The following is a 21,077-nucleotide window of genomic DNA, read 5'->3' on the forward strand; positions in this document are numbered from 1 at the left end:
AAAACCGTTAAGTGTTCCGAAATCACCCTCTTATATCGCCGCAAATCGCAGCAACAAACGGGACAGTTGACCGATGAACATTCACGAGTATCAGGCGAAAGCCCTGCTACGCAGCTACGGCGCTCCGGTGTCGGATGGCCGCGTGGTTCTGAAAGCCGAAGAGGCGAAGACCAAGGCGGGCGAAATGGACGGGCCGCTCTGGGTGGTCAAGGCACAGATCCACGCCGGTGGCCGCGGCAAGGGCACCTTCAAGGAAGAAAGCGCCGGTGAAGCCGGTGGCGTTCGCCTTGCCAAGTCGGTCGAAGAAGCTGCCGATGAAGCCAAGAAGATGCTCGGTCGTACGCTGGTCACAAAGCAGACCGGCGAAGCGGGCAAGCAGGTCAACCGTATCTACATTGAAGACGGATCTGGCATCCAGACCGAGATGTATCTCGCGCTGCTCGTCGACCGTCAGACCTCGCGCGTGTCTTTTGTTGCCTCGACCGAAGGCGGCATGGACATCGAAGAGGTTGCCGAAAGCACACCCGAGAAAATCCTCAGCTTCTCCGTCGATCCGGCCACCGGCTATCAAGCCTTCCACGGTCGCCGCATCGCCTTCAACCTCGGCCTTGAAGGCAAGCAGGTAAAACAGTGCGTTCAGCTGATGGGCACGCTCTACCAGCTCTTTGTCGACAAGGACATGGAGATGCTCGAGATCAACCCGCTGATCATCACCGATGAAGGCGATCTCAAGTGCCTCGACGCCAAGATGGGCTTCGACGGCAACGCCATCTACCGCCACCCGGAAATCGCAGAACTGCGCGATGAGACCGAAGAGGACCCGAAAGAGCTCGAGGCCTCCAAATACGACCTCAACTACATCGCGCTGGACGGTGAAATCGGCTGCATGGTGAACGGCGCGGGCCTTGCCATGGCGACGATGGACATCATCAAGCTCTACGGTGCAGAGCCTGCCAACTTCCTCGACGTGGGCGGCGGTGCGACCAAGGAAAAGGTCACCGAGGCATTCAAGATCATCACCTCCGACCCGAACGTCAAAGGCATCCTCGTCAACATCTTCGGCGGCATCATGCGCTGCGACGTCATCGCCGAAGGCGTGGTCGCCGCGGTCAAAGAAGTTGGCCTTAAGGTGCCGCTGGTTGTGCGTCTCGAAGGCACCAATGTCGAAAAGGGCAAGGAGATCATCAACACCTCCGGCCTCGACGTGATTGCCGCCGACGACCTCAAGGATGGCGCACAGAAGATCGTGAAGGCGGTCAAGGGCTGATGAAACGGGCTGGCTGGATAACCGCAATCGCACTTGCGGCCGTCCCGGGCTGGGCCTTCGCCGGACCGTTTGACGATCCGGCGGATGCGGGCGCTTTGATCGGAGAGGCATGTGTCACCACATCGCTGGACTTCGATGCGCTCTTCGCGTCGGCACAGGAACTCGCATCCGCCGCAGGGTTGCCGCAGGTGATGGCCTCGGACGAGGCCGCCATGTTCGGCAATCCCGGTGGCGCACATGTGGTGTTCTCGCGCCGGATAGACTCGATGGCCTGCCAGCTCAACATCCCGCCCGACCCCGGAACCGAGGCGTTCTTCACCGACCTGCGCGACATCATGCAGGCCCGGATCGACGCGACCTACCCCCGTGCGCTCTCGGACGAGATGGACAAACCATCGCCGCACGAGGCCGCACACCAGTGGGTCTTCCGCGTCCCCAAGGAACGCCACTTCGCCGTCTCACACAGCTGGATCCGTGACAGAGGGGTCTCCCTCTCGGTCGGGTACAGCCAGATTTACGAATAACTCCGCTCCGCGCGGATCGAACGACACAAGTAGGAGAGCCACCGTGGCCGTACTTATCGACGAAAACACCAAAGTCATTTGCCAGGGCCTCACCGGCTCGCAGGGCACATTCCACACCGAACAGGCCATTGCCTACGGCACCAAGATGGTCGGCGGCGTCACCCCCGGCAAAGGCGGTCAGACCCACCTTGACCTCCCGGTCTTCAACTCGGTTCACGAGGCCAAGCACGAAACCGGCGCGAATGCCTCGGTGATCTACGTGCCGCCCCCCTTCGCAGCCGACTCGATTCTCGAGGCGATCGACGCCGAAATGGAAGTGATCGTCTGCATCACCGAAGGCATCCCGGTGCTCGACATGATGAAGGTCAAGCGCGCGCTGATGGACAGCAAGTCGCGTCTGATCGGGCCGAACTGCCCCGGTGTCATCACACCTGACGCCTGCAAGATCGGCATCATGCCGGGCCACATCCACAAGCGCGGCAGCGTCGGCGTCGTGTCCCGCTCGGGTACACTGACCTACGAGGCGGTCAAGCAGACCACCGATGTCGGTCTTGGCCAGTCCACCTGCGTCGGCATCGGCGGCGACCCGATCAAAGGCACCGAGCATATCGACGTGCTGGAGTGGTTCCTTGCCGATGACGAAACCGAAAGCATCATCATGATCGGGGAAATCGGTGGCAGCGCCGAAGAGGAAGCTGCGGAATTCCTCGCCTCCGAGAAAAAGAAAGGCCGCTGGAAGCCGACCGCAGGCTTCATCGCAGGCCGCACCGCCCCTCCGGGCCGCCGCATGGGCCACGCTGGCGCCATTGTCGCCGGTGGCAAGGGCGGCGCCGAGGACAAGATCGAAGCGATGAAGTCCGCAGGCATCGTTGTTGCTGAAAGCCCTGCAAGCCTTGGCGAAGCGGTGCTGGCTGCGATCAAGGGGTAACGCGCCCCGCAGGCCGGGAGTGAAACCCGACCTGCACAAAACAGAAAACGCACAGGCCGGGCAACTGCCCGGCTTGCGCACACCACCAAAGCCGCGCGATAGCGGATCCTGCGATCCGCTTTCCTGCTGCTTGATCAGACCGGTTCGGGAGGACCACGACACATGACAGATCAAAGCCCTAACGATCTTTTCCACGCGTCCAGCTTTATGCAGGGGCACAACGCCGCGTATCTGGAACAGATGTACGCGCGCTACGCCAACGACCCGAACGCGGTCGACGAGGCGTGGCAGGCGTTTTTCCGGCAGCTGGGTGACGACGAGGTCAGCGTCAAGAAAGAGGCCACAGGGCCAAGTTGGGCGCGCACCGACTGGCCACCCGTGCCGAACGACGACCTGACGGCGGCGCTTGACGGCCAGTGGCCCGTGGCTCCGGCCGAGATCAAAGGGGCAGGCGACAAGATCAAAGCCAAGGCACAGGAAAAAGGCGTTCAGGTCACCGACGACGCGATCCAGCGCGCCGTGCTCGACTCGATCCGCGCCCTGATGATCATCCGCGCCTACCGGATCCGGGGCCACCTGGCCGCCGATCTCGATCCGCTGGGCATGCGCGAGCAGACCCCGCACCCGGAGCTTGATCCGAAATCCTACGGCTTCACCGAAGCCGACATGGATCGCCCGATCTTCATCGACAACGTGCTGGGCCTGCAGATCGCGTCCATGCGCGAAATCCTCGACATCGTGAAGCGCACCTATTGCGGCACCTTCGCGCTGCAGTACATGCACATCTCCGATCCGGAACAGTCCGCATGGCTGAAGGAACGGATCGAAGGCTACGGCAAGGAAATCGCCTTCACACGCGAAGGCCGAAAAGCGATCCTCAACAAGATGGTCGAGGCCGAAGGCTTCGAGAAATTCCTCCATGTGAAATACATGGGCACCAAGCGTTTTGGCCTTGATGGCGGCGAAAGCCTCATTCCTGCGATGGAGCAGATCATCAAGCGCGGCGGCAACCTTGGCGTCAAGGAGATCGTCATCGGCATGCCGCACCGCGGCCGCCTGTCGGTTCTGGCAAACGTGATGGGCAAACCCTATCGCGCCATCTTCAACGAATTCCAGGGCGGCAGCTTCAAACCGGAAGATGTGGATGGTTCAGGCGATGTGAAATACCACCTCGGCGCGTCCTCCGACCGCGAGTTCGACGGCAATTCCGTCCACCTTTCTCTGACCGCCAACCCCTCGCACCTCGAGGCGGTGAACCCGGTGGTTCTGGGCAAGGTCCGTGCCAAGCAGGACCAGCTTAACGATGCAGAGCGCCGCGCGGTCATGCCCGTGCTGCTGCACGGCGACGCGGCCTTTGCCGGTCAGGGCGTTGTGGCCGAATGTTTCGCGCTTTCGGGCCTGCGCGGGCACAAGACCGGCGGCACCATCCATATCGTGGTGAACAACCAGATCGGCTTCACCACCGCGCCGCACTTCTCGCGCTCCTCGCCCTACCCGACCGACAACGCTCTGGTGGTCGAAGCGCCGATCTTCCACGTCAACGGCGACGACCCCGAAGCGGTGGTTCACGCCGCCAAGGTGGCTACCGAGTTCCGCCAGAAATTCGGCAAGGACGTTGTCATCGACATGTTCTGCTACCGCCGCTTCGGTCACAACGAGGGGGATGAACCGATGTTCACCAACCCGTTGATGTACAAGAAGATCAAGCAGCAGAAGACCACGCTCTCGATCTACACCGAGCGTTTGGTCAAGGACGGTCTGATCCCCGAGGGCGAAATCGAGGACATGAAGGCCGCGTTCCAGTCGCACCTGAACGAGGAATTCGAGACCGGCAAAACCTACAAGCCCAACAAGGCCGACTGGCTCGACGGGCGCTGGAGCCATCTCGACCGTCAGGACAAGGACGATTACCAGCGCGGCCAGACCGCGATCCAACCGGACACCATGGCCCAGGTCGGTGAAGCGCTCACCCGCCTGCCCGACGGCTTCCCGGTTCACAAGACCGTGGCGCGCCTGCTCGAGTCCCGCAAAGAGATGTTCGACAAGGGCGAAGGCTTTGACTGGGCCACCGCCGAGGCACTGGCCTTCGGCTCGCTGCTTACCGAGGGCTACCCGGTGCGTCTTGCCGGTCAGGACTCGGCACGCGGCACGTTCAGCCAGCGTCACTCGGGCATCGTGAACCAGGAAACCGAAGAGCGTTACTACCCGCTCAACCATATCCGGGAAGGCCAGTCGCGCTACGAAGTGATCGACTCCGCCCTGTCGGAATACGCGGTTCTGGGCTTTGAATACGGCTACTCTCTGGCCGAACCCAATGCGCTGACGCTCTGGGAAGCGCAGTTCGGCGACTTCGCCAACGGTGCGCAGATCATGTTCGACCAGTTCATCAGCTCGGGTGAATCGAAGTGGCTGCGCATGTCGGGCCTCGTCTGCCTGCTGCCGCACGGCTTCGAGGGTCAGGGCCCGGAGCACTCCTCCGCACGGCTTGAGCGCTTCCTGCAGATGTGCGGTCAGGACAACTGGATCGTGGCCAACTGCTCGACCCCGGCCAACTACTTCCACATCCTGCGCCGTCAGCTGCACCGCTCGTTCCGCAAGCCGCTGATCCTGATGACGCCGAAATCGCTTCTGCGTCACAAGCTGGCGATTTCCAAAGCCGACGAGTTCACCACCGGCTCGAGCTTCCACCGCGTTCTGTGGGACGATGCGCAATACGGCAACTCTGACACCACTCTGGTCAGCGACGACAAGATCAAGCGCGTCGTGATGTGTTCCGGCAAGGTCTACTACGATCTGCTGGAAGAACGGGATGCTCGCGGAATCGACGACATCTACATCCTGCGGTTCGAACAGTTCTACCCGTTCCCCGCCATCTCTGCCGTGAAGGAGCTGGAGCGCTTCCCGCAGGCCGAGATGATCTGGTGTCAGGAAGAGCCCAAGAACCAGGGGGCCTGGACCTTCATGGAACCGAACCTCGAATGGGTTCTGAGCCGCATCAACGCCAAACATCCGCGTCCGCGCTATGTGGGCCGCGCCACATCGGCCTCCCCGGCAACGGGTCTGGCCAGCCAACACAAAGCACAGCAAGCCGCGCTCGTGAACGACGCGCTGACGATCGAAGGGAAATAAGACATGACAACCGAAGTGCGTGTGCCCACGCTGGGCGAATCCGTGACCGAGGCCACGGTCGCCACATGGTTCAAGAAGCCGGGCGACAGCGTTGCCGTGGACGAGATGCTGTGTGAACTGGAAACCGACAAGGTGACGGTCGAAGTGCCGTCCCCCGCTGCCGGCACCCTCGCCGAAATCGTCGCGGCCGAAGGTGAAACGGTTGGCGTCGATGCCCTGCTTGCCAATATCTCCGAAGGTGGAGCAGCCGCAGCCAGCCCGGCCAAGGCCGAAGCTCCGGCTGCCGCCGCCGCATCTGGCGACAGCGGGCCGTCGGTCGATGTGATGGTTCCGACACTTGGTGAGTCCGTGACCGAAGCCACGGTCTCGACATGGTTCAAGAAAGTCGGTGACACCGTCGCGCAGGACGAAATGCTCTGCGAGCTGGAAACCGACAAGGTCTCTGTCGAAGTGCCCGCGCCCACCGCAGGTGTCCTGTCCGAAATCCTCGCCGCCGAAGGTACAACCGTCGAAGCCGGTGGCAAGCTCGGTGTGATCGGCGGCAGCGCCGGTGCCGCCGCCTCCGCTCAGGCACAAGCCGCCTCGACTCCGGCAGCCCAGCCTTCCAGCAGCGGTGCGGATGTGGAAAACGCCCCCTCTGCCAAGAAGGCAATGGCCGAAGCCGGTCTCAGCGCCGATCAGGTCAAGGGTTCGGGCCGTGACGGTCGCGTGATGAAAGAAGACGTGGCCAAGGCTGTCGCTGCCGCCGCAAGCGCCCCGGCACAGACCTCTGCGCCCGTCGCCGCACCGCGCGCGCCGGTCAGTGCAGACGATGCCGCGCGTGAAGAGCGGGTCAAGATGACCCGCCTGCGCCAGACCATCGCCCGCCGCCTCAAGGACGCACAGAACACCGCCGCGATCCTGACCACCTATAACGAAGTGGACATGACCGAAGTCATGGCGCTGCGGAACCAGTACAAGGACCAGTTCGAGAAGAAACACGGCGTGCGCCTCGGCTTCATGTCCTTCTTCACCAAGGCCTGCTGCCACGCGCTCAAGGAAGTGCCCGAAGTCAACGCCGAGATCGACGGCACCGATATCGTCTACAAGAACTTCGTCCATATGGGCGTCGCTGCGGGCACCCCGCAGGGTCTGGTGGTTCCGGTCATCCGCGATGCCGACCAGATGAGCTTTGCAGAGATCGAAAAGGCGATTGCCGAAAAAGGCCGCCGCGCCCGTGACGGCAAACTGTCGATGGCCGAAATGCAGGGCGGGACCTTCACCATCTCCAACGGTGGTGTCTACGGTTCGCTCATGTCCTCGCCGATCCTCAACCCGCCGCAATCGGGTATCCTTGGCATGCACAAGATCCAGGACCGCCCGATGGTCGTGAACGGTGAAATCAAGATCCGCCCGATGATGTATCTGGCCCTCAGCTACGACCACCGCATCGTCGACGGCAAAGGCGCCGTGACCTTCCTCGTCCGCGTCAAAGAAGCGCTCGAGGATCCGCGCCGCCTGCTGATGGATCTGTAATCGCGTTGCAGTCAGGCACGCACCCTACGCCCCTGTAGGGTGCGTGTTCTCACGCATCACGGGATGCTCTCATGACCCCGGAACTCACCGCCCTCACCCTTGCCGCGCTTCTTCAGATGCTCCAGCTGACGCTCTATTCCGTCGCCGGACAAAAGCAGGTCGGCACGAGGACGGCACTGAAACCGCGGGACGAGGGCATCTCGCTGACCGGCAAGGCCGGTCGCATCCAACGGGCGATGAACAACCATTTCGAAGGGCTGATCCTTTTCGGAATCGGCGTGATGGTCATCACCTACTCGGGCAAGAACGACGCCATGACGGCTCTGGCCAGCGGGCTCTACCTGCTGGCGCGCATCCTCTACATTCCGGCCTATGTCTTTGGCTGGGTGCCCTGGCGCTCGCTGATCTGGGCGGTTGGGTTCTTCGCCACCCTCTACCTGCTTCTGGCTGCGCTCATGTAGCTTCATCTTGCCCATAAACTCCGGGGGAGTCGCCGGAACGGCGACGGGGGCAGCGCCCCCCTGACCCCATCCAATACAAAGGACATCGCAAAATGGCACAATACGACGTCATCGTCATCGGCTCCGGCCCCGGCGGCTATGTGGCCGCGATCCGCTGCGCGCAGCTGGGCCTGAAAACCGCCTGCGTCGAAGGCCGCGAGACTTTGGGCGGAACCTGCCTGAACGTGGGCTGCATCCCGTCGAAAGCGCTGCTGCACGCAAGCCACCAGCTGCACGAGGCCGAGCACAACTTCGCAAAGATGGGCCTCAAAGGCAAAGCCCCGTCCGTCGACTGGAAACAGATGCTGTCCTACAAGGACGACGTGATCGGCCAGAACACCAAGGGCATCGAGTTCCTGTTCAAGAAGAACAAGATCGACTGGCTCAAGGGTTGGGGCTCCATCCCGGCGGCGGGCAAGGTCAAGGTCGGCGACGACGTGCATGACGCCAAGAACATCATCATCGCTTCCGGATCCGAAGCATCCTCCCTGCCCGGAATCGAGATCGACGAAAAGGTCGTCGTGACCTCGACAGGCGCGCTGGAGCTGCCGAAGATCCCGAAAAAGATGATCGTCATCGGCGCCGGTGTGATCGGTCTGGAACTGGGCTCGGTCTACAGCCGCCTGGGCACCGAGGTGCAAGTGATCGAATTTCTCGACACCATCACCCCCGGCATGGACGGCGAGGTGCAGAAGACCTTCCAGAAACTGCTGCAGAAGCAGGGCCTGAAATTCACCCTCGGCGCGGCGGTGCAAAAGGTCGACGCCAGCAAGTCCAAAGCCAAGGTCACCTACAAGCTGCGCAAGGATGACAGCGAACACGACATGGACGCGGATGTCGTGCTCGTCGCCACCGGTCGTCGCCCCTATACCGACGGGCTGGGCCTCGATGCGCTGGGGATCGAGATGTCGCAGCGCGGTCAGATCAAGACCGACGGCCACTGGCAGACCAATGTCAAAGGCATCTACGCCATCGGCGATTGCATCGACGGACCGATGCTGGCGCACAAGGCCGAGGACGAAGGCATGGCCTGCGCCGAAGTGATCGCCGGCAAGGCCGGGCATGTGAATTACGGCGTCATTCCCGGCGTGATCTACACCCACCCCGAAGTGGCGAATGTCGGCCAGACCGAAGAACAGCTCAAGGAAGCGGGCCGGAACTACAAGGTCGGCAAATTCAGCTTCATGGGCAATGGCCGCGCAAAGGCGAACTTTGCGGCTGACGGGTTTGTAAAGATCCTCGCCGACAAGGACACCGACCGCATTCTGGGCGCTCATATCATCGGGCCGATGGCGGGCGATCTCATTCATGAGATCTGTGTGGCGATGGAGTTCGGTGCCTCGGCAGAGGATCTGGCGCTCACCTGCCACGCCCACCCGACCTATTCCGAAGCGGTGCGCGAAGCGGCCCTGGCCTGCGGTGATGGTGCCATTCACATGTAAACGCATGGATCGGGGGACGCCTTTTTGAAAAGGCGCCCCCCAAGCGCGTTCAAACGCGCTTGGCCACGCGGTTTCGAAACCGCGTATTCAAGGCACTTCGCAGAGCCTTTTCTAATCTCTGAAAGAAGCGGCGCCGCCCCGGTGGGCTGACGGTCTTCCGAAATATCGGGGATCGCTCCCCGGACCTGTGCCCGTCTCCGGGCCTTCGTGAAACCGGTTTCTCAAGGTCGGGGCGTCACCCCCAATTCGGAAAACCATCGTTCAGATCGCGGTGTGGGAGTGACCCTCTCCGCTCGTTGCGCAACGTGGGGGCAGGTTGCGCAACGAGCGTTAAGGTTTTGGAAAGCGACCGTACGGTCCGGTTTCGTGCTACACTTGACCCCATCGGTAAAACGAAAGGACAGGCCATGCATCTCGGCGCGTTTTCGCTCAGCCTCGCAGTCAAAGACCTCACCGCTTCAAGGACGTTTTACGAAGCGATCGGGTTTGAAACCCTTGGCGGCGATGCCGAGGCCGGGTGGCTGATGCTCAAGAGCGGGGACACCGTGCTTGGTCTCTTTCAGGGTATGTTCGAAAAGAACACCCTGACCTTCAATCCCGGTTGGGACCAGTCGGCGCAGCCACTCCAAGACTTCATGGACGTGCGCGCCATTCAGGCGGAGCTGAAATCAAAGGGGATGACCCTCGAAGTGGAAACCGACCCTTACGGCACCGGGCCTGCGCATATCGTGCTGACCGATCCGGACGGCAATCCGGTGCTGATCGACCAGCACCACTGATCACCAGAGCCGCGGGATGGCCTTTTCCTCGTAGGTGGCGTCATAGTCTGCGCCGCCCATCGCGCCATCGGTCATGTCGGCCAGGATCTCGCCCACTGTCGGCAGACCATCGGGCACAGGCGCGCCGTCCCAAAGCCCCGAGCGCATCAGCGCCTTGGCGCATTGGGTGTAAACCTCGCTCACCTCGGTGACGATCACGGTTGAAGGCTGCATGTTCTTCTTTTCGAAACTGGCGCGCAGGTCGGGGTCGTCGGTGATCCACGCTTTGCCGTTCACCCGCACCGTAGTCTTGGTGCCGGGGATCATGAACAGGAAGGCGATGCGCGGGTCTTCGATGAGATCGCGCAAAGCGTCGAGCCGGTTGTTCCCGCGCCAGTCGGGGAGCAGGATCGTGCGGGGATCGGCCACCCGCACCACCGGGTCCACATCCCCGCGCGGTGTGCCATGTGCGCCGCGCGTGCCGACGGTCGAGATCACGCAGAACCGCGCGGCCTCGACCCAGCGGCGATAGCTGGGCGTCAGATGATCGGCGACTTTGCTGAGCGATGCCGGCACGGGCGCGTCATAGAGCGCTTCCAACTCGGCAGCGGTCTCAATGCGGCGCATGGAACCCGGCTTCTTCGTTCAGGCGGTTGGATGCGGTTTCGATCCGCTCTTCCAGAAGTGAGAGGAACTGATCGCGCGGCAGGCCTGGCGGGATCGGTTCGAGGAATTCGACGACGGCTGTCCCCTGTTTGCGGTAGATGCCGCGCTTGGGCCAGAACAGGCCCACATTCGCCGCCACCGGGACACAGGGCTGGTTCAGTTGTTCATAGAGCACTGCCGTGCCGACCTTGTAGGGCGCCTTCACGCCCGGAGCGATACGGGTGCCCTGCGGGTAGATGATCAGCTGTCCGGGCGTTGCCGTGCCTTTTTTCACTCCGTCGACCATCTGCTTGATCGCCACAGAGCGCTTGCCCCGATCTACGGGGATACAGCCGATGCGCAGACCGTACTGGCCGACGATGGGCGAATACATCAGGATGCGCTTCATGATGAACTTCCCGGCGGGGACCGCCGAGAACACCATGAACACGTCAAGGAAGCTCTGGTGTTTCGACGCCACGATACATTCGTAGTCGGGTGGTGTTCCACGGATCTCGGTTTTCAACCCGATCATCCACGGTGCCGCCCAGCGCACAAAGCGGCAGACGCTCATGCAGGCGACACGAGCCCCGCGCCGCGATACCAGCGCCCACGGGAACAGCACGATGCCCACCACCGCAATCGAGACATAGACCATGATGATGTAGACGAGGGAACGGAGCCACTGGATTGCATATGCCATCAGGCCAAATCCTCCAAAACGCGTCCCGCAGCGAAACGGGTTGCGAAGAATGCCACCAGCCCGGAAAGCGGCGGGATCAGGATGACCCAGACCCAGCCCCACCCCTGGATACTGAGATCGGTGAGAAAGCCCGTCGTGTCCGATCCGGCAGGAATCAGGAACAGCGCGACGATACCGGTGAGCGTCCCGAAGGCGGCTCCCGTCAGCGCACGCAGAGCGAAACGACGGACAAACGCGCTGGCGATATAGGTGTCCTTTGCGCCGACGAGGCGCAGCACGGCGATCACCTGCGCGTTGGCCGCAAGTGCGGCGTTGGCCGCAAGCGTCACCATTGCGCCGGTCGCGGTGGCGATGAGCAGGATCGACGCCCATCCCAAGAGCCGCAGCCGTCCGGCCGCGTCGATCAGCGGCCTCCGCCAGCGGGCATGATCGTCCAGAACGGCGGCGGGGGCTTCGGCGGCAAGGCGCAGGCGCAGGCCTGCAGCGTCATAGCCTTCGTCGGTTTCGATGATGTCGATCAACTGGGGCAGCGGCAGGTCTTCGATCGGCAGGTCGGACCCGAACCACGGGGCGAGCAAAGCGCGCTGTTCTTCGGTGCTCAGCGCACGGGCATCGATGATACCGGGCGTGGTGCGCAACACGCGCAGCGCCGCTTCGGTCTGGGTCGCAACCTCTCCGGCCGGGGCCGAGATGCGCAGGGTCGAGGATTGCGCCAGCTCCTCGCCCCAGCGGTCGGCCACGCGACCCGCGGCCAGCGAAAGCGCAAGGGCAAACACCGCGAGAAAGGACATGGCGAAAGCGCTGAACAGAGTCAGTCGCGCGGTAAACCCGGTGGGCGGAACAACCCGGTCCGCCTTTTCATCGAATTTCAGCATCCGGGCCGTGCTGCGCAGATCGAACATCACAGATCCGCTCCGGCCATCTGCAGGCGGCGGTTCGAGATCCGCAGCACCCGGGTCTGTACCTGCGCCTTGGCCGCGCGGATCAGACCGAGATCATGGGTCGCGACAAGGATCGTCTTTCCCATGCGGTTCAATTCGACGAGCAGGGTCAGCAGGCGCTGGGACATCTCCCAGTCGATATTGCCGGTGGGTTCGTCGGCAAGGATCACATCCGGCGACATGATCACCGCGCGGGCCAGCGCCGCGCGCTGGCGTTCACCGCCGGACAGCTCGGGCGGGAGCGCATCCGCGCGTGAGGTCAAGCCGACCCAGGCCAGCAGTTCCTTGAGGTTCGCGTCGGCACCGTCGGCATCCTGTCCGGACACGGTCAGCGGCAGAGCCACGTTCTCCGTCACCGGCAGGTGATCGAGAAACTGGCAGTCCTGATGCACCACTCCGATCTTTCGCCGCAGAAGGGCGACGTCATCCCGGCCCAGACCGCGTACATCGCGGTCGAACAGCCGGACATGCCCGGCCGTTGCCTGCAACGCGCCGTAGCAGAGTTTGAGGAACGTGGTCTTGCCCGACCCGGATGGCCCGGTGAGGAAATGGAACGAGCCCGGAGGCACGCTCAGGCTCATGTCTGTCAGCAATTCACCACCGCCATAACTGTAGGCTACATTTTCCAACTCGATCACGGCGGTCTTGCCCCTGCCCCTGGTTCGGCGTTGTTGTGCCTGAGCATCGTGCCGGTTTCAATGCGGCGGAGGCCACACAATAGGGTTTTACAAGCGGAAAGGCGCGCCTATTGTGCAGAACAAACGATGAGCAACGAAGGTTGGCCGGAAAAACACGGCCATCCGAACGGGGGCAACAGGCATATGCGGCTGACATGTCCAAGCTGCGGGGCGCAGTACGAAGTCCCCGATGATGTCATTCCCGACGAGGGACGGGACGTTCAGTGTTCCAATTGCGGGAACACCTGGTTTCAGATGCATGACAGCCGGAAAAGCCCGGAAGCCGAGGAAGCAGAAGCTGCGGCTCCAAAAGACGCTGTCTGGCATCCCGAGGTCGAGAGCGACATCGAAGACGGCCCATCGGTGAACCAGGGCGCGGCACCGGGAAGCAGTCCGCCCCAATCGCCCCCGAAGCGACGCGAGCTCGATCCGTCCGTCGCGGATATTCTGCGCGAAGAAGCCGAGCTTGAGGCGAAGGCCCGCGAGGCGGAAGCCGGTTCTCTTGAGGAGCAGCAGGAACTTGGCCTGCAGGAACCCGAGGACGAGGCCGCGAAACGGGCACGCCAGGCGCAGGAACGGATGCGCCGGCTGCGGGGCGAAGACCCCGAGGCCGCCGCTGCGGCGGCGGCGGCGTCTGCCGTAGCAGACCGGCCAAAATCGCGCGGCGACATGCTGCCGGACGTGGAAGAGATCAACCAGACGCTCCGCGCTTCGAGCGAGCGACGTGAAGTCCGCTCGGTTCAGGCCGATCTTGAGGATGAAGACGATGCACCCGGCGGGTTTGGTCGTGGTTTCATCCTCACGCTTCTGCTTTTTGCCATTGCCGCTGCCCTTTATGTTTTTGCGCCGCAGCTGGCAGAAACCGTGCCACAACTGAAAGCGCCGCTTGACACATATGTGACGCTGATCAACCAGTTGCGCATGTGGCTGGACGCTCAGGTCTCGTCGATCCTTGGCATGATCAACGGTGCTGCGGGCGATGCTGCCGCGCCGGACGGCACCTGACGCAGATCAGCGCCAGTTCAGATCGTGCTCGTGGCCATGTGGACCTATTCGTGATGGGCGTCTGGCCCTAACGTGCGCCGCGCGTTCTGATCAAGATGCTTTTGCCAGAGCGCGTGCCGCATCCGGCCTATTGTGATTCTCAAACGGAGGTGACGACCATGGACGGTACATTGTCCCAAAACGATCTCAGCCACGTGGTCGAAGCCGATCGCGCCCATGTGTGGCACCACCTGATCCAGCACAAGCCCTTCGAGACGAACGATCCCCGGATCATCGTCGAAGGCAAAGGTATGCGGGTCTGGGACCAGAAGGGCAAAGAGCATCTTGATGCCGTGTCCGGCGGTGTCTGGACGGTGAACGTGGGCTATGGCCGCGAAAGCATCGCCAAGGCGGTCTATGATCAGTTGCTGAAGCTGAACTATTTTGCGGGTTCCGCAGGATCGATCCCCGGTGCGCTTTTCTCGGAAAAGCTGATCTCCAAGATGCCGGGCATGACCCGCGTCTACTATACGAACTCCGGCTCCGAGGCGAACGAGAAGGCGTTCAAGATGGTCCGCCAGATCGCGCACAAGCGCTACGGCGGCCAGAAACACAAGATCCTCTACCGTGACCGCGATTACCACGGCACCACCATCGGCTGTCTGTCGGCAGGCGGTCAGGACGAGCGCAACGCGCAGTACGGGCCGTTCACGCCCGGTTTCGTGCGCGTGCCGCATTGCCTTGAATACCGCGCCGCCGATCAGGGCGCCCCGACCGAGAATTACGGCGAATGGGCCGCGGACCAGATCGAACAGGTGATCCTGCGCGAAGGCCCGGACACCGTTGGCGCTCTGTGCCTCGAGCCGGTCACGGCTGGTGGCGGCGTCATCACCCCGCCGCAGGGTTACTGGGACCGCGTTCAGGAGATCTGCCGCAAGTACGATATTCTGCTGCACATCGACGAAGTGGTCTGTGGCGTGGGTCGCACCGGGAAATGGTTCGGCTACCAGCAGTATGGCGTGCAGCCGGACATGGTGACGATGGCCAAGGGTGTTGCCTCGGGCTATGCCGCGATTGCCTGCCTTGTGACGACCGAGGACGTGTTCTCGATGTTCAAGGACAATGCCGACGATCCGCTGAACTACTTCCGCGATATTTCCACCTTTGGCGGCTGCACCGCAGGTCCGGCAGCGGCGCTGGAGAACATGCGGATCATCGAGGACGAAGGCCTGCTGGATAACACCACGGCTATGGGTGAATACATGCTCGACCAGTTGCATGCACTGGCCGACAAGCACGCCGTCATCGGCAACGTCCGGGGCAAGGGCCTGTTCCTTGGTGCCGAACTGGTCGAAGACCGCGAAACCCGCGCGCCGATGGCGGAAAAGCGGGTGCAGAAGGTGGTTGCGGACTGCATGGGCCAGGGCGTCATCATCGGTGCGACCAACCGCTCTCTGCCTGGCATGAACAACACGCTGTGTTTCAGCCCGGCGCTGATCGCCACCAAGGACGACATCAACCAGATCATCGCATCGGTTGACGAGGCACTTGGACGCGAATTTGGGTGACTGATCCTTTGATCACGGGCCAGCGCATGAATGCGCTGGGCCAACCCATCGGCTTACCTCTTGCCGACACATCGCCCCGCCCGGTGCCGCCGCGTACCGATATGGTGGGGCGATATTGTTCCGTGGTGCCGCTGTCACCGGATCACGCAGACGATCTTTACACCGCCTTCCGCGCGGATGAAGAAGATCGCATCTGGACCTACCTGCCCAATGGCCCTTACCACGATCCGGCTGAATTTCGGGCATGGGTGGATGCCGCGATTGCGCAGGATGATCCACTCATGCACGCAATTGTTGTCGATGGCCGCGCGGTGGGTCACGCCAGTTACCTGCGGATAAATCCGACAAGCGCCAGCATCGAGGTGGGATTCATCAACCTGTCCCCCGCCCTGCAAAAGACCCGTGCCGCGACTGAATTTCAGTTTCTGATGATGCAGCACGCCTTCGATGAGCTGGGCTATCGCCGTTACGAATGGAAATGCGATGCGCTGAACGCACCGTCTCGCAGGGCGGCGGAACGGCTGGGGTTTACCTATGAAGGTACGTTCCGGCAGGCGACCCATTACAAGGGCCGCAATCGCGACACCGCATGGTTTTCGATTCTCGACAAAGAGTGGCCAAAGCTGAGGTCGCGCTTTGAAAGCTGGCTCTCGGAAGACAATTTTGACACGGTCGGAGTGCAGATTCGCCCGTTGCAAGCACCGTGAAAATGGGTGCAATAGCCTGAGACAATTCAAAAATCCTGTCTGACTACGCAAATTTGCATCGCTTGCCCCATAATTTTACGCGCGTAAAAAAATTAGCTATCAGTGGAAAATTGAATTACATTAAGTATACGGAGCCATGTTAGCGCTACCGCAATCTATGACCCGACCTTGGAACGCATCCGGATGACCATGAAAACCGACATTCTGAACCGCCTGAAATACTCGCTGGGCAAGGACGCCGAGAATGCGTCAACCTATGACTGGCGCATTGCGCTGTCGCTCGTCCTGCGGGACCAGATGGTGGAGACATGGTTCCGCTCGACCAAGGAAACTTACGCGGCCTCTCCAAAGCGGGTTTACTACCTGTCGATGGAGTTTCTTATCGGGCGGTTGATCGAGGACATGATCTCGAACCTGCGGATGGAGGAAAAGGTCAAAGCGACGCTGGTCGAGCTGGGTCAGGATTACGACACCATCGTGCATGACGAACCCGACGCCGCGCTGGGCAATGGCGGGCTGGGCCGTCTGGCCGCCTGTTTCATGGATTCGCTTGCAACCCTGGGCATCCCGGCCTTCGGCTATGGTATCCGCTATGAGCACGGGTTGTTCGAGCAGAGCTTTGCCCAGGGCCAGCAGGTCGAAAAACCCGAGACCTGGCTGACCCAGCGTCATGCCTGGGAATTCGAGCGGCCGGAGTCGCAGTACCGCATCGGCTTTGGCGGGCATGTCGATCATCACGAGGGCAAAGCCTATTGGCACCCCGGCGAGGTGGTGATGGCAACGGCCTATGACACGCCCGTGGTCGGGTGGAATGGCGACTGGGGCAACACGCTGCGCCTCTGGTCCGCGCAGCCTGCCAAGGAGTTCGATCTCGAAAGCTTCAACCGGGGCGATTACCTTGCTGCCGGTCGGTCCGAGGCGCTGGCGCGCACGATCAGCCGGGTTCTCTATCCGGACGATACCACCGAAAGCGGCAAGGAACTGCGCCTGAAGCAGGAGTATTTCTTCACCGCCGCGTCGATCATGGACCTCCTCCGTCGCTATCTGAAAGACCACGACGATATCCGCGCCCTGCCCGATTACGTTGCGATCCAGTTGAACGACACGCACCCGGCCATCGCAGGACCGGAACTGGTGCGCATTCTGGTGGATGAGCACGACATTCCGATGGACGAGGCGATTCCGCTGGCGCGCAAATGTCTTGCCTACACCAACCACACGCTTCTGCCGGAAGCGCTGGAGCGGTGGAGCGAGCATCTGATGGGGCGCATCCTGCCGCGCCATCTGGAAATCATCCGCGCCATCGAACACGCGCATCAGACTGAATTCCCCGGCAGCCCGCGTATTCTGGAAAATGGCGATGTGCGCATGGGGGAACTGGCCTTCATCATGGCGCACAAGGTCAATGGCGTCTCGGCGCTGCACACCGATCTGGTCAAGGAAACGGTCTTTGCCGATCTGCACCGCATTCACCCGACGCGGATCATCAACCAGACCAACGGCATCACGCCGCGCCGCTGGCTCTATGGCTGCAACCCGTCGCTGCGCCACCTGATCACCGACACGATTGGCGAAGGCTGGGTGACAGATCTGGAACAATTGACCGCTCTCAAATCCAAGCGCGACGATGCGGCCTTCATCGAGGCGTTCACCGCGTCAAAGCGCGAGAACAAGGCGAACCTGTCCAACTGGACCCTACAGACAATGGGCGTCAGCCTTGACCCGGACGCGATGTTCGACGTGCAGATCAAGCGCATCCACGAATATAAACGCCAGTTGATGAACCTTTTGGAGACTGTCGCGTTATGGAACGATATGCGCGACAACCCGAACGCAGACTGGACCCCGCGAGTAAAGATTTTCGGCGGCAAGGCAGCGCCGGGATATTTCGTGGCCAAGGACATCATTCGCCTGATCAATGATGTGGCAGCGGTTATCAATGCCGACGAGGTCACGGGCGACAAGCTCAAGATCGTCTATCCCCCGAACTACAACGTGACGATGGCCGAACGGCTGATCCCGGCGGCGGACCTGTCGGAACAGATCTCGACGGCAGGCAAAGAGGCGTCGGGCACCGGCAACATGAAGTTTGCCCTCAACGGTGCGCTGACCATCGGCACGCTGGACGGTGCAAACGTCGAAATCCGCGAACATGTCGGCTCAGAGAACTTCTTCCTGTTCGGCCTGACCGCACAAGAGGTGATGGAGCGTCGCACCCATCACGGCTACGCGCGTGCTGCCATCGAGGCCAGCCCGCGGCTGCAACGGGTGCTTGGTCAGATCGCCGAGGGGCGTTTTGCACCGCATGACCCAAGCCGCTATCATGGGCTTGTAGGGATGCTCTATGACCATGACTATTTCCTCGTGACCTGCGACTTCGACAGCTATTTCGACACGCAGCGCCGCGCCGACACCGCCTATCGCAACCCGGCGAACTGGGCCGCGATGGCGCTGGTCAACACCGCCAGCATGGGCTGGTTCTCGTCCGACCGCACGATCAAGGGCTATGCCCGCGACATCTGGGGCGCGGAGAGCGTGACCAAAGCCAAGCTTGGGAAGACGGCATGACGGAAGCGAGCCTCCTGATCGACGAACCCACAGCCCAGGCCATCGCCCAGGGGCAGCACGGTGATCCGTTTTCCGTTCTGGGCCTGCATGAGGTGGACGGAAAGCTGGTGATGCGCGCAATGCGCCCCGAAGCGGACAGCGTTGAGGTGATCGACGCCAAGACCGGGCGCACCCTCGTGGCGCTGGACCGGGTGCATGACGGGCTGTTCGCGGGTGTGATTCCACGCCGGAAGAAACGCTTTGCCTACCGCCTGCGCATGACACGCGGAAGCGATGTGTGGGAAGAACAGGACGCCTATGCCTTTGGCGCCAAGCTGGGCGAGATGGACGAATACCTTCTGGGCGAGGGTACACATAATCAGCTTTGGGATGCACTTGGTGCGCATGTCTGCACACATGAAGGCGTCGAGGGCACGCATTTTGCTGTCTGGGCGCCCAATGCGGCGCGTGTGTCGGTCGTGGGCGATTTCAACGGCTGGGATGGCCGCCGCCACGTGATGCGCCGCCGGGGTGCCACCGGGGTGCACGAGATTTTCCTGCCCGGGCTTGGTGATGGCACCGTCTACAAATACGAAATCCTCGACAGCGCGCATCAGCTTCTACCATTGAAGGCCGACCCGGTTGGGTTCGGCGCGGAACTGCCGCCTGCAACGGCGTCGGTCGTGCGCGACCTGCGCGGGTATGAGTGGTCCGATGCCGGTTGGCTCTCCAAGCGCGGCGCAAAGCAGAAGATCGACCAGCCGATCTCGATCTACGAGGTCCATCTGGAAAGCTGGCGGCGCGTCCCGGAAGAGGGCAACCGGTCGCTGACCTATCTCGAACACGCATCCATGCTGGTGGACTATGCCAAGGACATGGGCTTCACCCATATCGAACTCACACCAATCTCCGAATACCCGTTCGGCGGATCGTGGGGTTATCAGCCCGTAGGCCTGTTTGCGCCGACCTCGCGTTTTGGCGCTCCGCAGGAGTTTCGCGCGTTTGTCGATGCCTGCCATAAGGCGGGCTTGGGTGTCATTATAGACTGGGTGCCGGGGCATTTCCCGACCGATCAGCACGGGCTGGGCCGGTTCGACGGTTCGGCGCTTTATGAACATGCGGACCCGAAGGAAGGCTTCCACCCTGACTGGAACACGCTGGTTTACAACTATGGCCGGACGGAGGTGCAGAACTTCCTGATCGCCAATGCGAAATTCTGGTTCGAGGAATACCATATCGACGGGCTGCGCGTGGATGCCGTGGCCTCAATGCTCTACCGCGACTATTCGCGGAAAGAGGGCGAATGGGTGCCGAACCAGCATGGCGGGCGCGAGAACCTCGAAGCCATCGCCTTCATGCAGCATATGAACGAAGTGGTCTATGCCGCCGATGACAGCATCCTGACCGCCGCCGAGGAAAGCACCGCCTTTCCGGGGGTCAGCGCACCCACGAGCAGCGGTGGGCTTGGCTTCGGCTTCAAATGGAACATGGGATGGATGAACGACACCCTGCGGTACATGGCCGAAGACCCGATCAACCGGAAATACCACCACGACAAGATGACCTTCGGCCTGCATTACGCGTTTTCGGAGAACTTCATCCTGCCGCTCAGCCATGACGAGGTAGTGCATGGCAAAGGCTCGCTTCTCGGCAAGATGCCGGGGGATGACTGGCAGCGCTTTGCCAACCTGCGGGCCTACTATGGCTTCATGTGGGGCCATCCCGGCAAGAAGCTGTTGTTCATGGGAGGCGAGTTCGCGCAGTCCGAAGAGTGGAACAACGAGAGCAGCCTCGACTGGCATCTGCTGGAGTATGGCCCGCATCAGGGGATGCAATCGCTGGTGCGTGACCTGAACACGCTCTATCGGGCAACGCCTGCGCTCTACGAAAAGGATGCGTCACAGGACGGCTTCCGCTGGATCGACGGCGGCAACGCGGCGGACTCCGTGTTTTCGTGGGTCCGTTACGGGAAGGACGGCAGCGCACCGGTTCTGGTGGTGTCGAACTTTACCCCGGTGCCGCGCACCGGGTTCCGTATTGGTGTGCCGCAGGCGGGCCACTGGACTGAGAAACTGAACACTGACGCCAGCCTGTATGGCGGCACTGATACGGGCACACCGGGAGGTGCGCATTCCGAGGACATCTCGATGCACGGTTGCCCGTATTCCATCGAAATCACGGTTCCGCCATTGGCAACCGTGTTCTTCGAACTGACACTCGGCTGAACATTTGGCTCTGGGGA

Annotated in this window: 17 protein-coding genes; 13 read left to right on the forward strand and 4 right to left on the reverse strand. The window is 61.8% G+C overall.

Annotated features, from left to right (window positions below):
- Positions 1-73: 73 nt before the first annotated feature.
- The 8 genes from sucC (at position 74) to MGEO_RS00310 (ending at position 10,084) form a co-directional block, all read left to right on the forward strand.
- Positions 74-1,267, forward strand: a complete 1,194-nt coding sequence (sucC, locus tag MGEO_RS00275) for an ADP-forming succinate--CoA ligase subunit beta (protein WP_085634700.1) — start codon at positions 74-76, stop codon at positions 1,265-1,267.
- Entirely contained in the window at positions 1,267-1,791 is a 525-nt protein-coding gene (locus MGEO_RS00280; protein WP_085634701.1) for a hypothetical protein, read from the forward strand. The genes sucC and MGEO_RS00280 overlap by 1 nt, the downstream gene beginning before the upstream one ends.
- A gap of 43 nt (positions 1,792-1,834) precedes the next feature.
- The gene (gene sucD / locus MGEO_RS00285; protein ID WP_085634702.1) at positions 1,835-2,719 is read left to right on the forward strand and encodes a succinate--CoA ligase subunit alpha; all 885 of its coding nucleotides are present in this window, start codon (positions 1,835-1,837) and stop codon (positions 2,717-2,719) included.
- A gap of 162 nt (positions 2,720-2,881) precedes the next feature.
- Positions 2,882-5,848, forward strand: coding sequence for a 2-oxoglutarate dehydrogenase E1 component (locus MGEO_RS00290; protein ID WP_085634703.1), 2,967 nt, complete (start codon positions 2,882-2,884; stop codon positions 5,846-5,848).
- Positions 5,849-5,851: 3 nt separating this feature from the next.
- A complete protein-coding gene (gene odhB / locus MGEO_RS00295; protein ID WP_085634704.1) occupies positions 5,852-7,363 on the forward strand; it encodes a 2-oxoglutarate dehydrogenase complex dihydrolipoyllysine-residue succinyltransferase in 1,512 nt (503 codons plus the stop codon).
- A gap of 71 nt (positions 7,364-7,434) precedes the next feature.
- Positions 7,435-7,824, forward strand: a complete 390-nt coding sequence (locus MGEO_RS00300; RefSeq protein ID WP_085634705.1) for an MAPEG family protein — start codon at positions 7,435-7,437, stop codon at positions 7,822-7,824.
- A gap of 92 nt (positions 7,825-7,916) precedes the next feature.
- On the forward strand, positions 7,917-9,305 hold the full coding sequence (gene lpdA / locus MGEO_RS00305) for a dihydrolipoyl dehydrogenase (RefSeq protein ID WP_085634706.1): 1,389 nt from the start codon (positions 7,917-7,919) through the stop codon (positions 9,303-9,305).
- Positions 9,306-9,712: 407 nt separating this feature from the next.
- Positions 9,713-10,084, forward strand: coding sequence for a VOC family protein (locus MGEO_RS00310; RefSeq protein ID WP_085634707.1), 372 nt, complete (start codon positions 9,713-9,715; stop codon positions 10,082-10,084).
- Here the strand turns inward: MGEO_RS00310 and MGEO_RS00315 are convergent, their stop codons facing one another.
- From MGEO_RS00315 to MGEO_RS00330, 4 genes are read right to left on the reverse strand one after another with little or no spacing between them, the layout of a single operon-like run.
- Positions 10,085-10,690: an MSMEG_1061 family FMN-dependent PPOX-type flavoprotein gene (locus MGEO_RS00315; RefSeq protein ID WP_085634708.1), complete on the reverse strand. Its 606-nt coding sequence runs from the start codon at positions 10,688-10,690 to the stop codon at positions 10,085-10,087.
- Positions 10,677-11,411, reverse strand: coding sequence for a lysophospholipid acyltransferase family protein (locus MGEO_RS00320; protein ID WP_085634709.1), 735 nt, complete (start codon positions 11,409-11,411; stop codon positions 10,677-10,679). Before MGEO_RS00320 ends, MGEO_RS00315 begins: the two co-directional genes overlap by 14 nt.
- Positions 11,411-12,313, reverse strand: a complete 903-nt coding sequence (locus MGEO_RS00325) for a cell division protein FtsX (RefSeq protein WP_085634710.1) — start codon at positions 12,311-12,313, stop codon at positions 11,411-11,413. Before MGEO_RS00325 ends, MGEO_RS00320 begins: the two co-directional genes overlap by 1 nt.
- The gene (locus MGEO_RS00330; protein ID WP_085634711.1) at positions 12,313-12,990 is read right to left on the reverse strand and encodes a cell division ATP-binding protein FtsE; all 678 of its coding nucleotides are present in this window, start codon (positions 12,988-12,990) and stop codon (positions 12,313-12,315) included. Before MGEO_RS00330 ends, MGEO_RS00325 begins: the two co-directional genes overlap by 1 nt.
- Positions 12,991-13,116: 126 nt before the next feature.
- Here MGEO_RS00330 and MGEO_RS00335 point away from each other — a divergent pair, with 126 nt between their 5' ends.
- The 5 genes from MGEO_RS00335 (at position 13,117) to glgB (ending at position 21,060) form a co-directional block, all read left to right on the forward strand.
- Positions 13,117-14,034 carry a zinc-ribbon domain-containing protein gene (locus MGEO_RS00335; protein WP_233139517.1) on the forward strand — a complete coding sequence of 306 codons (918 nt, stop codon included), beginning with the start codon at positions 13,117-13,119 and terminating at the stop codon, positions 14,032-14,034.
- A gap of 158 nt (positions 14,035-14,192) precedes the next feature.
- Entirely contained in the window at positions 14,193-15,581 is a 1,389-nt protein-coding gene (locus tag MGEO_RS00340) for an aminotransferase family protein (protein ID WP_085634712.1), read from the forward strand.
- The gene (locus MGEO_RS00345; protein ID WP_332908296.1) at positions 15,578-16,288 is read left to right on the forward strand and encodes a GNAT family N-acetyltransferase; all 711 of its coding nucleotides are present in this window, start codon (positions 15,578-15,580) and stop codon (positions 16,286-16,288) included. The genes MGEO_RS00340 and MGEO_RS00345 overlap by 4 nt, the downstream gene beginning before the upstream one ends.
- A 189-nt stretch (positions 16,289-16,477) precedes the next feature.
- Entirely contained in the window at positions 16,478-18,856 is a 2,379-nt protein-coding gene (locus MGEO_RS00350) for a glycogen/starch/alpha-glucan phosphorylase (RefSeq protein ID WP_085635218.1), read from the forward strand.
- A complete protein-coding gene (gene glgB / locus MGEO_RS00355) occupies positions 18,853-21,060 on the forward strand; it encodes a 1,4-alpha-glucan branching protein GlgB (protein ID WP_085634714.1) in 2,208 nt (735 codons plus the stop codon). The genes MGEO_RS00350 and glgB overlap by 4 nt, the downstream gene beginning before the upstream one ends.
- The last annotated feature ends 17 nt before the right edge of the window (positions 21,061-21,077 follow it).

The sequence above is a fragment of the Marivita geojedonensis genome, from assembly GCF_002115805.1.
GTDB classification, from domain to species: domain Bacteria; phylum Pseudomonadota; class Alphaproteobacteria; order Rhodobacterales; family Rhodobacteraceae; genus Marivita; species Marivita geojedonensis.

What these genes read in the sequence shown, in the direction of transcription:
- sucC (WP_085634700.1), top strand. Translation starts at nt 74, where the DNA reads ATGAACATTCACGAGTATCAGGCGAAAGCCCTGCTACGCAGCTACGGC.
- MGEO_RS00340 (WP_085634712.1), top strand. Translation starts at nt 14,193, where the DNA reads ATGGACGGTACATTGTCCCAAAACGATCTCAGCCACGTGGTCGAAGCC.
- MGEO_RS00310 (WP_085634707.1), top strand. Translation starts at nt 9,713, where the DNA reads ATGCATCTCGGCGCGTTTTCGCTCAGCCTCGCAGTCAAAGACCTCACC.
- MGEO_RS00335 (WP_233139517.1), top strand. Translation starts at nt 13,117, where the DNA reads ATGAGCAACGAAGGTTGGCCGGAAAAACACGGCCATCCGAACGGGGGC.
- MGEO_RS00320 (WP_085634709.1), bottom strand. Translation starts at nt 11,411, where the DNA reads ATGGCATATGCAATCCAGTGGCTCCGTTCCCTCGTCTACATCATCATG.
- MGEO_RS00290 (WP_085634703.1), top strand. Translation starts at nt 2,882, where the DNA reads ATGACAGATCAAAGCCCTAACGATCTTTTCCACGCGTCCAGCTTTATG.
- MGEO_RS00350 (WP_085635218.1), top strand. Translation starts at nt 16,478, where the DNA reads ATGAAAACCGACATTCTGAACCGCCTGAAATACTCGCTGGGCAAGGAC.
- lpdA (WP_085634706.1), top strand. Translation starts at nt 7,917, where the DNA reads ATGGCACAATACGACGTCATCGTCATCGGCTCCGGCCCCGGCGGCTAT.
- MGEO_RS00315 (WP_085634708.1), bottom strand. Translation starts at nt 10,690, where the DNA reads ATGCGCCGCATTGAGACCGCTGCCGAGTTGGAAGCGCTCTATGACGCG.
- glgB (WP_085634714.1), top strand. Translation starts at nt 18,853, where the DNA reads ATGACGGAAGCGAGCCTCCTGATCGACGAACCCACAGCCCAGGCCATC.
- MGEO_RS00280 (WP_085634701.1), top strand. Translation starts at nt 1,267, where the DNA reads ATGAAACGGGCTGGCTGGATAACCGCAATCGCACTTGCGGCCGTCCCG.
- MGEO_RS00325 (WP_085634710.1), bottom strand. Translation starts at nt 12,313, where the DNA reads ATGTTCGATCTGCGCAGCACGGCCCGGATGCTGAAATTCGATGAAAAG.
- MGEO_RS00300 (WP_085634705.1), top strand. Translation starts at nt 7,435, where the DNA reads ATGACCCCGGAACTCACCGCCCTCACCCTTGCCGCGCTTCTTCAGATG.
- odhB (WP_085634704.1), top strand. Translation starts at nt 5,852, where the DNA reads ATGACAACCGAAGTGCGTGTGCCCACGCTGGGCGAATCCGTGACCGAG.